At 73.0% G+C, this 9,949-nt stretch carries 9 protein-coding genes; 7 read left to right on the top strand and 2 right to left on the bottom strand.

The genetic code is table 11. From position 1 onward, the window contains the following. Positions 1-33 precede the first annotated feature (33 nt). The 5 genes from AB0C69_RS30410 to AB0C69_RS30390 all read left to right on the top strand — a co-directional run bounded on the left by AB0C69_RS30410 (position 34) and on the right by AB0C69_RS30390 (position 6,093). The gene (locus AB0C69_RS30410) at positions 34-960 is read left to right on the top strand and encodes a LysR family transcriptional regulator (protein WP_360358508.1); all 927 of its coding nucleotides are present in this window, start codon (positions 34-36) and stop codon (positions 958-960) included. A gap of 307 nt (positions 961-1,267) precedes the next feature. Next, entirely contained in the window at positions 1,268-1,975 is a 708-nt protein-coding gene (locus AB0C69_RS30405; protein ID WP_353834489.1) for a VC0807 family protein, read from the top strand. A gap of 208 nt (positions 1,976-2,183) precedes the next feature. Beyond that, on the top strand, positions 2,184-3,326 hold the full coding sequence (locus AB0C69_RS30400; protein ID WP_360358507.1) for an Ig-like domain-containing protein: 1,143 nt from the start codon (positions 2,184-2,186) through the stop codon (positions 3,324-3,326). A gap of 193 nt (positions 3,327-3,519) precedes the next feature. Beyond that, on the top strand, positions 3,520-4,713 hold the full coding sequence (locus AB0C69_RS30395; RefSeq protein ID WP_360358506.1) for an Ig-like domain-containing protein: 1,194 nt from the start codon (positions 3,520-3,522) through the stop codon (positions 4,711-4,713). Positions 4,714-4,773: 60 nt separating this feature from the next. After that, positions 4,774-6,093: a glycosyltransferase family 4 protein gene (locus tag AB0C69_RS30390; RefSeq protein WP_360358505.1), complete on the top strand. Its 1,320-nt coding sequence runs from the start codon at positions 4,774-4,776 to the stop codon at positions 6,091-6,093. Here AB0C69_RS30390 and AB0C69_RS30385 read toward each other — a convergent pair. Beyond that, positions 6,083-6,586: a DUF664 domain-containing protein gene (locus tag AB0C69_RS30385; RefSeq protein ID WP_360358504.1), complete on the bottom strand. Its 504-nt coding sequence runs from the start codon at positions 6,584-6,586 to the stop codon at positions 6,083-6,085. The genes AB0C69_RS30390 and AB0C69_RS30385 overlap by 11 nt on opposite strands. Positions 6,587-6,814: 228 nt before the next feature. On the opposite strand from AB0C69_RS30385, the gene AB0C69_RS30380 reads away from it, so the two are divergent. After that, complete coding sequence (locus AB0C69_RS30380; RefSeq protein WP_360358503.1) at positions 6,815-7,792, top strand: sensor histidine kinase; 978 nt, start codon at positions 6,815-6,817, stop codon at positions 7,790-7,792. A gap of 68 nt (positions 7,793-7,860) precedes the next feature. Further along, a complete protein-coding gene (locus AB0C69_RS30375; RefSeq protein WP_360358502.1) occupies positions 7,861-8,931 on the top strand; it encodes a hypothetical protein in 1,071 nt (356 codons plus the stop codon). On the opposite strand, the gene AB0C69_RS30370 is transcribed toward AB0C69_RS30375, so the two are convergent. Beyond that, positions 8,914-9,949, bottom strand: a 1,036-nt coding sequence (locus AB0C69_RS30370) for a HAMP domain-containing sensor histidine kinase (protein WP_360358501.1), incomplete at its 5' end; no start/stop codon positions are given. The two genes, AB0C69_RS30375 and AB0C69_RS30370, sit on opposite strands and share 18 nt — an antisense overlap.

The raw sequence follows: 9,949 nt of genomic DNA, 5'->3' as shown, positions 1-9,949 counted from the left end.
GCCGCCGTCGCCGTCGTGCTCGTCGCCGACGGGATGCTGGCGCTGCGCCGCCTGCGGCTTCTCGCCGAGTTCTCCCGCCGCGGCAGTATCGCCGCCACCGCCGCCGCCCTCGGCTACACGCCCTCGGCGGTCTCCCAGCAGCTGGCCGCCCTCGAACGGGAGGCCCGCGTCCCGCTGCTCGACCGGACGGCGCGCAGTGCGGAGCTGACCGACGCCGGCCGCCGCCTCGCCGAGCGCGCCGAGGAGATCCTCGGCCTCGTGGAGACGGCCGAGGCGGAGCTGTCCGCCCAGGCCGACGCGCCCATGGGCCGGGTCGTGGTCACCGCCTTCCCGACCGCGGCCGTCGCGTTCGCCCCCGCACTGGCGCAGAGCCTCGGCGACCATCCCGGGCTCACGTTCGTGCTCCGGCAGACCGCGCCCGGCACCGGCATCCGCCAGGTGCAGAACGGCGAGGTCGACATCGCGCTGATCGACGACTGGACGGGGAAGGTCCCCGACCAGTCACCCGCGGCGCTGGAGTTCTTCCACCTGCGCCGCGACCCCCTCGTCCTGGTCGTCCCCGACACCCACCCCATGGCCCGTCCGGACCGGCCGGTCGAACTGCAGCGGCTGCGGGACGAGCCGTGGATGGCGGCGCCGGCCGGGGAGCCGTCGCGGCAGGCCGTCGAGCGGCTCCTGGACACGGTCGGCGGCGCCCGCCCTGTACCGTGGGAGTTCGAAGGCCTCCACACGATCCTGAGCCTCGTGGCCCGCGGCATCGGTATCACCGCGGTGCCGGCGCTGGCGCTCGCCGCCGGCGACCAGGGCGTGGCGGTCCGGCGCATCCCCGAATGCAGGCTGGCCCGCGAGGTCTACGCCGTTACCCGCACCGCCAGCGTGCGCAGGCCGTCCGTGGCGGTCACCCTGCGGGCGATCTACGCGGCCGCGAAAGAGGTCCAGATCACCGCGCCCGAGTCCTGAAAAGGGTTTGGGGATACCCGGAAGAAGTCCCTCGTGACCTCTGCCCGGAACGCGGAAATAAGCCGGGGAGGCGGGTTCGGAACTGGCCGCATCCGGCCTTGATTCGCACCAAGAGGGCGTCGAGGCCGAACTAACAGGGGAAACGGCTTCGCGGGGACGGATCCGTCGAAACCGGACGGACGCGCGCGGATCATCACGTACGGTGGGGCGAATCGTGAGCACATCCGAGACCATGTACACCGATCGGGGAGCGCAGCGCTCGATGGAACGACCGGCGACCATGACAGCGGAAGAACCGCCAGGCCTGGTGCGGGCACCGAAGCCGCAGGACGGCCAGGGGGCCGCGGGTGGCCACCACATCTTCGAACTGCCGCGGGTGACCGCGCTGCTGATGCACGCGCTCCCGCGCTTCGTCGAGGGGGTCATCGCCCCCGTCGCGGTCTTCTACGCCGCCCTCGTGGTCCTCGGCCTGAACGGCGCGCTCGTCGCCGCCGTCGCCTGGGTGTACGGCGGGATCGTCTACCGGTACGTGCGCGGGCACCCGGTGTCGGGGATGCTCATGCTCGCCGCGGTCGGCGTGACCGTCCGCGCCGCCCTCGCCGCCGCGACGCACAGCGCCGTCGTCTACTTCCTCCAGCCGACCCTCGGCACGCTCGCCGTCAGCATGGCCTTCCTCGCCTCGGTGCCGCTCCGGCGGCCGCTCGCCATGAAACTCGCCAAGGACATGGCGCCGATCCCCGACGCGTTCTACAAGAACGCCCGGGTCCACCAGTTCTTCCTGCGGATCTCGCTGCTGTGGTCGGCGGTGCTGCTCACGAACGTGGGCGTCAGCCTCTGGATGCTCTTCAACGAGTCGATCAGCATGTACCTGTGGTTCCGCACCGGCATCGTCGCGGGCCTGGGAGCGGTCGGCATCGCGATCTCGGTCTGGGGCTTCAAGCGCGTGGTGCGCCACGTCAACCGCGAGCCCGCTGCGGCGGCCGCCCCCGCGATCGCCCCCGCGGCCGGCGCCTGACCGCGCCGTCTTCGGCCCCCGTTCGTCCCCTCTGTCCTCCTCTCACCCTGCTCTGACCCTGCTCTGACCCGTCTGAGCAGCGAATCTCCGCTGATGTCCGAACCTGGGCGTGATTCAGGGCGTCTCCATCCTTAGATAGATTTCACCTACACGGGGTGAATGTTTGAGGTTGGGGGAGTCAGTGGTGACAAAGGGTCGGTTGGGGCCTGTGGTGGCCGGCGGGACGGGAGCGCTGGCGCTGCTCGTGACCGGCTGCTCGATCGGGGGCGAGGGCAAGCTCGCCTCGGGCGGGTCGGACACGACCGTGACGATCACGCCGGCGAACGGGACCGCCCAGGTCAAGCCGGACGGCACGATCGAGGTCAAGGCCTCGGGCGCGAAGCTGGGCAACGTCACCGTCCAGGGCGGGGGCGCCGCGATCTCGGGGAGCTACGGGGACGGCCGCAAGACGTGGCGTTCCACCCGCACCCTGACCCCCGGGACGTCCTACACGGTCACGGCCCAGGCCGGCGAGGGCGGCAAGGCCCGCACGGTCACCAGCTCGTTCACGACGCTGAAGCCCGCCCAGACGCTGTCGATCGCGGACATCACCCCGAACCTCACCGGGGAGAAGGTCGGCGTCGGCATGCCGATCTTCGTCCGGTTCAACCGGCCGGTCGCCGACAAGGCCGCGGTGGAGCGGACGCTGCGCGTCAGCCCGGAGAAGCCGGTCGAGGGCGCCTGGCGCTGGGTCGGCTCCGACCAGGTCATCTACCGGACCAAGACGTACTGGCAGCCGCACCAGACGGTCCGCTTCCAGGCCGACCTCGCCGGGGTCAACGCGGGCGGCGGCGTGTACGGGGCCAAGGACGCGCGGGCGACCATCACCATCGGCGCCGCGCAGATCACCACCGGCGACATCGGCGACCACCACATGACGGTGACGCGGGACGGCGAGAAGCTGCGCACCGTGCCGTTCAGCGCCGGCAACGGCCAGACGCGGGAGTTCACCACCACCAGCGGCGTCCACCTCCTGATGGAGAAGGGCAACCCGGTCACGATGACGTCCCCCGGACGCAAGGAGGGGGACGCGGGCTACTACAAGACCGTCGTGAACTACGCGGTCCGCTTCTCCAACAGCGGCGAGTACGTGCACTCCGCGCCGTGGTCGGTCGGCTCGCAGGGCTCGGCGAACGTCAGCCACGGCTGCCTGAACGTCAGCCCCGCCAACGCCAAGTGGTTCTACGACGTCATGCAGCGCGGCGATGTGATCAAGCTGACCGGGACCGACCGCGAGGTCGAGTGGGACAACGGCTGGAGCGTCTGGCAGCTCTCCTTCGACAAGTGGCGGGAGGGCAGCGCGCTCCGCTGAGACGGCTGCCGGAGGCGGGGGAGGGGCGACGAAACCTCCGTCTTGCAACGCTTTGATCTCAGCCACCCGCAAAAACCCTGGGACATGGCATGATCGTCGACTTTTGTCGCTAATGTCGCTCTGGTAGACGGCGGGGTTCTGGAGGTCAACGGTGCAGCGGAGGCTTTCCGCAGGGGTTCGGGCTGGCGCGGGAATGGCGGGGGTCGTCCTCCTCTTCACGACGGCCTGCAGCGGAGGAGAGAAGGACTCCGGCGTCACCGTCGGAGAGAAGGGCGACGCGAGCGTCCCGCAGGTGACGATCAACCCGGGCAACGGCAACACCAAGGCCAGGCCCGAGGACGGCGTCGTCGTCACCGCCGCGGGCGGGACGCTCGAACAGGTCTCGGTCACGCTCAAGGGCAAGCCCGTGGACGGCGCGATGGCCGCCGACAAGACCAACTGGAAGTCGCGCACGCTGCGCCCCGGTGCCAAGTACCAGGTCACCGCGGTCGCCAAGAGCCCCAAGGGCAAGACGGCCACCGTCAACGCCGTGTTCGCCACGCTCAGGGCCGCCAGCGAGCTCAGCATCGTCGACATCACGCCGAGCAAGAACGAGAAGGTCGGCGTCGGCATGCCGATCCAGGTGGTCTTCAACCGGCCGGTGGCCGACAAGAAGGCCGTCGAGAGCGCTCTCGAGGTCAAGTCGACCACGCCCGCCACCGGCGCCTGGTACTGGCTGAACGACACCACGGTGATCTTCCGTACGAAGAACGGGACCTGGTGGGCGCCCAACCAGCAGGTGACGTTCACCGCCAAGCTGGCCGGGGTGAGGTCGGGCAAGAGGACCTACGGCTTGACGGACTACACTCGCGGGTTCCGCATCGGCGACGAGCACATGGTCAAGGTCAGCACCAAGACGCACAAGCTCGTCGCCACCAAGAACGGCAAGAAGATCCGCAGCTGGGGGATCAGCGCCGGCCGCGGCGGCCGGGTCGTCAACGGCGTCGACACCTACCTCACCACCAGCGGCATCCACCTGACCATGGGCAAGGAGAATCCGGCGATCATGACGTCGGAGTGGATGGGGGTCAAGCCCGACGACAAGGCCAACGGCGGCTACAAGGAGGTCATCCCGCACGCGGTGCGGATCTCCAACAGCGGCGAGTACATCCACTCGATGGCCGCCACGACCTGGGCGCAGGGCCGCCAGAACGTCAGCCATGGCTGCCTCAACTCCCCGCCCGCCGCCGCCCGCTGGTACTACCAGTGGTCCTACCGCGGCGACCCGGTGATCATCACCGGCACCAAGCGCAAGCTGGACCCCATGAACGGCTGGAGCTACTACCAGATGTCGTGGGACCGGTGGGTGAAGGGCAGCGCCCTCGACCGAACCGTGACCACCGGCTGACCATGGCCGGGCCCCGCCCCGGGAACGGCCCGGACACGGCCGTCGGCGATCGGGGACCCGGTGAAGGAGCCAGCGCACCCGCTGCGACTGCGGCGCCGCCTCCGGCGCAGGGCGCACCGCGTCCTGCGCCGCGCGGCGCTCTGGACGCTGCGCCCGCTGCGGCGAAGGCGCCAGCCGCCGCCCGGTGACCGGCTCCGCGTCCGCGTCCTGCTGCAGAACGCCCACGGGACGGGCGGGACGATCCGCACGGTGCTGAACCTGTGCGGCCACCTGGCCCGCGACCACGACGTCGAGATCGTCAGCGTGCTGAAGCGGAGCCGGAGGCCCTTCTTCCCGCTCCCCGCCGGGGTCACGGTCACCTACGCCGACGACCTCCTGGGGCCCAAGGGGCGTTCGGCCCGCGTGCTGTCCAGGCTGCCGAGCCTCCTGACGCCGGCGGACGAGGCGTCGTTCCGCCACATGAGCCTCTGGACGGACGTGTGCCTGCTGCGCCGCGCCGTCTGGCGCGCGGCCCCGCCCGACGTGCTCATCGGGACCAGGCCGTCCCTCAACCTCCTGGCGGCCGAACTGGCGCCGGCCGGGGTGGCGACGATCGGCCAGGACCACATGCACCTCGGCGCCTACCGGCCCGCCCTCCGGCGGCAGATCGTCCGCGCCTACCGCCGGCTCGACGTCGTCACCACGCTCACCGAGGCCGACCGCGCCGAGTACGAGGCGGCGCTCGCGGGATCCCCCGTGCGCGTCGTCCGCATCCCGAACGCCGCGCCCGCGCTGCCGGAGCGGCCGTCGCAGCGCGTGCACAAGGTCGTCGTGGCGGCGGGGAGGCTCGTCCACGCCAAGGGCTTCGACGTGCTCCTGCGCGCGTTCGTGCCGATCGCCGCCGAGCACCCGGACTGGACCCTGCGGGTCTTCGGGGGCGGGCCCCGGCGCGACCGGCTCCGCGCGCTGATCGACGACCTCGGCCTCGGCGGGCGGGCCGAGCTGTGCCCCCGCACCCGGGACCTGCACGGGGAGATGGGGCGGGCGGCGGTCTACGCGCTGTCGTCGCGCCGCGAGGGCATGCCCATGGTCGTCATCGAGGCCATGGGGATGGGGCTGGCGGTCGTGGCGTTCGACTGCCCGACCGGGCCGGCCGAGATGATCGTCCACGGCCGGGACGGGCTGCTCGTCCCCGCGGGGGACGAGGACGCCCTGACCGCGGCGCTCCGCGCGGTGATCACGGACTCCGGCCTGCGGGACCGCCTGGGCGAGGCGGCCCTGCGGTCCGCGCGGGCCCACCACCTGGACCGGATCGGCCCCCGGTGGTCCCGTCTGATCCGCGAGCTCGTCCCCGCCGCCCCGCCCCCGCGGCGGGCCCGGCGGGCCGGCGTCAGCCCCTGAGCAGGCCGCGCACGTAGGCGGCCTGGCCCGCGTGCTGGAGGTCGTCGGAGACCACGCTGACCAGCCGGACCGCCAGCGTGACCGGCGGATCCCACGCCCGGTCGACGATCCGGGGGAGGTCGGCGTCGGTCAGCGCGGACACGTATCGGACGGTCCGGGCGTGGACGGCGTCGTGATACCCCGTGAGCAGGTCGGCCTCCACCCGGACGGCGGCGACGTCGTCCGGCGTGTGGCCGTATCCGGTGTCGGAGACGTCGAACGGAAGGGCGAAACGGTCGGCCCAGCCGTCCCGCGTCCACACCTGGTCGGTGCCGGCGACCCCGGCGACGTGGTCGTCCTGGATACGGGTGAGGTGCCAGACGAGCCACGCGATCGAGTTGGCGTCCTCGGCGGGGCGGCGGGCGAGCTGCGGCCCGCTGAGGCCTCCGACCGCCCCGTGGACGACCTGGCGGATCCGGTCGAACGCGTCGGTGAGCAGTTCAGCACTGGTCATTGGTCCGACGCTACCGTGGCCCGGCCCGGCCTCCAGGCTCCGGCCCCCGCATCCGGACGAGTCGCGAGGGGGATTTCGGCGTTCCGCTTGATACTCCTTGTGATCGATACGATCCTTGCTGTAGTCGATCGGGAGGTCATCCGCCGCGGCGACGACCCGCGCGCCAGGGCGCGCCCGCGGACCACGGCGTGACGGCGCGCATCCGTGCCGTTGGAAGGGGGACCGGGGGTGAACGGCTCCGCGTTCGTGCACCAAGGCTGCGTCTACTCCAGCGACGACGAATTCTTACGGATGGCGGTCCCGTTCATCGACGAGGGGCTCCGGCGGGAGGAGCCGGTGCTGGTGACCACCACGCCCGTCAATCTCGGCCTGGTGCGGACCGCCCTCGGCCGGCACGCCCGCAACGTCGACTACGCCGAGTCCGCGTCCTTCGGCCGCCGCCCGCCGCAGCGCGTCGCCGCGTTCACCGGCTACCGGCACCGGCATCCCGGCGCCGCGCGCGTCCGCATCCTCGCCGAGCCCGTGTGGGCCGGACGGTCGGCCCGGCAGGTCGAGGCGTGGGAGTGCATGGACTCCGCCCTCAACGCGGTCCTGGCCGGCACCGGCATCCACATGGTCTGCCCCTACGACGCCCGCACCCTCGAACCGGAGATCGTCGGCAACGCCCTGCGCACCCACCCGCACATGGTGGACGGCACCGACGTGGCCGCGAGCCCGGGGTACACCGAGCCGGTCGCCTTCGTCCGCGACCGGGCGGCACCGCTGGCCGCCCGCCCGGACGACGCCGTCACCGTGCCGTTCACCGGCGACCTGGCCCGGATGCGGCACACCGTCGTGCTGGAGACGGCGCTGCTCGGGCTGTCCGGCGAGCGCTTAATGATCTTCGCGGCGGCGGTCGGCGAGATGCTCACCGGCGTGCCCGGCGCCGGGGGCCGCCGCCCGAGCGTCGCGCTGTGGGGCCGGCCCGGGGAGGTCGTCTGCGACGTCGACCTGCCCGCCACCGCGTCCCTCGATCCCTTCATCGGCCTGCACCCGCCGACGCTCGATCCGCGGCCGGGCGACGGCATCTGGCTCGCCCGGCAGATCTGCGACCACCTCGACGTGCGGTCCGGGCCGAGCGGCACCACGGTCCGGCTGCACACCCCGACCCTGCGCGACACCGACACCGACACCGACACCGACACCTGCGGCGGCGCCGGTGCCTGACCCGGGTCCCGGTGCCTGAGCCGGGCGTCCGCGCAGTTGGCGGGCCACCGAATGGGTAGGCGACCGGCATGAGCACTCCCGCGCCCGACCGGCGCCCGCCCGACCGCGGGTTCGCGGCAGAACTGCGCGACGCGGTGACGCTCCGCGCGTTCGCCCTGATCAGCGGGGTCCTTCTGCTGCAGTTCGGGTTCATCCTGTCCTACATCGGCGCGTTCCATTCGCCGGCTCCGCACCGCGTCCCCGTCGCGGTGGTCGCGCCGCCGGCCGTGGCGGGCCAGGTCGTCGCGCGGGTGAACGCGCTGGAGGGCGCACCGCTGAAGGCCCGCACGGCGCCCGACGCGCAGCAGGCCCGCCGCGACATCCTGCACCGGGACGTCGACGCGGCGATCATCGTGAACCCGCGCGGCGGCACCGACACGCTCCTGGTCGCCTCCGCCGCCGGCCCGGCGCTCGCCGGCACCGCGACCGACGTGGCGCACCGGCTGGAGACCGCCCAGGGCCGGCAGGTGACGGTCGTCGACATCCGGCCCCCCGGCCCCAAGGACGGCCGGGGCCTGTCCTCCTTCTACCTCGTCATCGGCTGGGTCGTGGGCGGCTACCTGGCGGCGGCGATCCTCGCGGTCGCGGGCGGCGCCCGCCCGGCCAACGCGCGCCGCACGGTCATCCGGATGGGGGCGCTCGCCCTGTACGCGGTCGTGTCGGGGCTCGGCGGCGCCCTCATCGCCGGTCCGCTCCTCGGCGCCCTTCCGGGCCACTTCTTCCCGCTCTGGGGGATCGGGGCGCTCGTGGTCTTCGCCGCGGCGGCCGCCACCGCCGCGCTCCAGACGCTGTTCGGGCTCGTCGGGATCGGCCTGGCGATCCTGCTGTTCGTCGTCCTCGGCAACCCCAGCGCCGGCGGCGCCTACCCGGTCGCGCTCCTGCCGCCGTTCTGGCGCTCGATCGGCGGGTGGCTTCCTACCGGCGCGGCCACGACCGCCGTCCGCAACACCGTCTACTTCTCCGGCAACGCCACGGCGCACGCGCTGTGGGTGCTGGCAGGGTGGGCGCTCGCCGGGGCGGTCGTCGCCCTGGCCGTGTCCGCGTTGCGCCCGCGGACGACCGCCCCGGCCGAGGGGACCGCCTCAGCCCGGAGGGCTTGACGCCGGCAGTCGGACGGTCACGACGAGGCCGCCCCCGGGGCGCGGCGACGCGGTCACCGTGCCGCCGTGGGCCGTCGCGGTCGCCCGGACGATCGACAGCCCGAGGCCCGAGCCGCGGTCGGAGCGCACCCGGTCGTTGCCGAGCCTCCGGAACGGCTCGAAGATCGTCTCGATCTCGTAGGCGGGGACCGTCGGTCCGGTGTTGGCGACCGTGAGCTCGGCCCAGCCGTCCCGGACCCGGGTGGCGACGTGCACCTCGCCGCCGTCGCGGTTGTGCCGGATCGCGTTCTCCACCAGGTTCTGCACGAGCCGCTCCACCAGCACCGGGTCGCCGGAGGCGGGAGCCGGGCCGAGCAGGCGGTCCGCGGTCACGCCGCGGCCCTCCGCCTCGGCGGCGGCCTGCCGCAGGACGTGCCCGGCGACGTCCGCGAGGTCGAGCGGCCCGGCGTCGACCACGACGTTCTCGGTCCCGGCGAGGGTGAGCAGCCCGTCGATGAGCCGCTCGTGCCTGCCGTTGACGACCAGCAGCGACTCGCCGAGCCGCTTGACGTCGTCGGTGGCGTCCGGGCGCCGCACCGCCACGTCGACCAGCGTCCGGTTGATGGCGAGGGGGGTGCGCAGCTCGTGGGAGGCGTTCGCGACGAACCGGCGCTGCCCGTCGAACGCCCGCGCCAGCCGGCCGAGCATGGTGTCGAAGGTGTCGGCCAGCTCCTTGACGTCGTCGCGCGGGCCCTCGTAGGCGATCCGCTCGGTGAGGTCGTGGCTGCGGGCGACGCGGCGGGCCGTCTCGGTGATCGCGTGCACGGGGCGCAGGGCCCGGTCGGCGAGAAGCCAGCCGAAGCCGAGCCCCGCCGCGCCCACCAGGCCGAGCGCGATGCCGCCCTGGGTCAGCAGCGCGTTGAGGGTTTCCCGCTGGTAGTCCTCACGCCCCTTGATCAGGGCGCCCTGCACGCGCCGCACGGTGAGGTCCGACTCCTCCCCGGGCATCGGAGCGGCCTCCTTCACGGCCGCGGGTCCC

Origin of the sequence: Actinomadura sp. NPDC048032, assembly GCF_040653175.1 — a bacterium.
Classification (GTDB): domain Bacteria; phylum Actinomycetota; class Actinomycetes; order Streptosporangiales; family Streptosporangiaceae; genus Spirillospora; species Spirillospora verrucosospora.
This window is presented reverse-complemented; position numbering and strand designations above follow the sequence as displayed.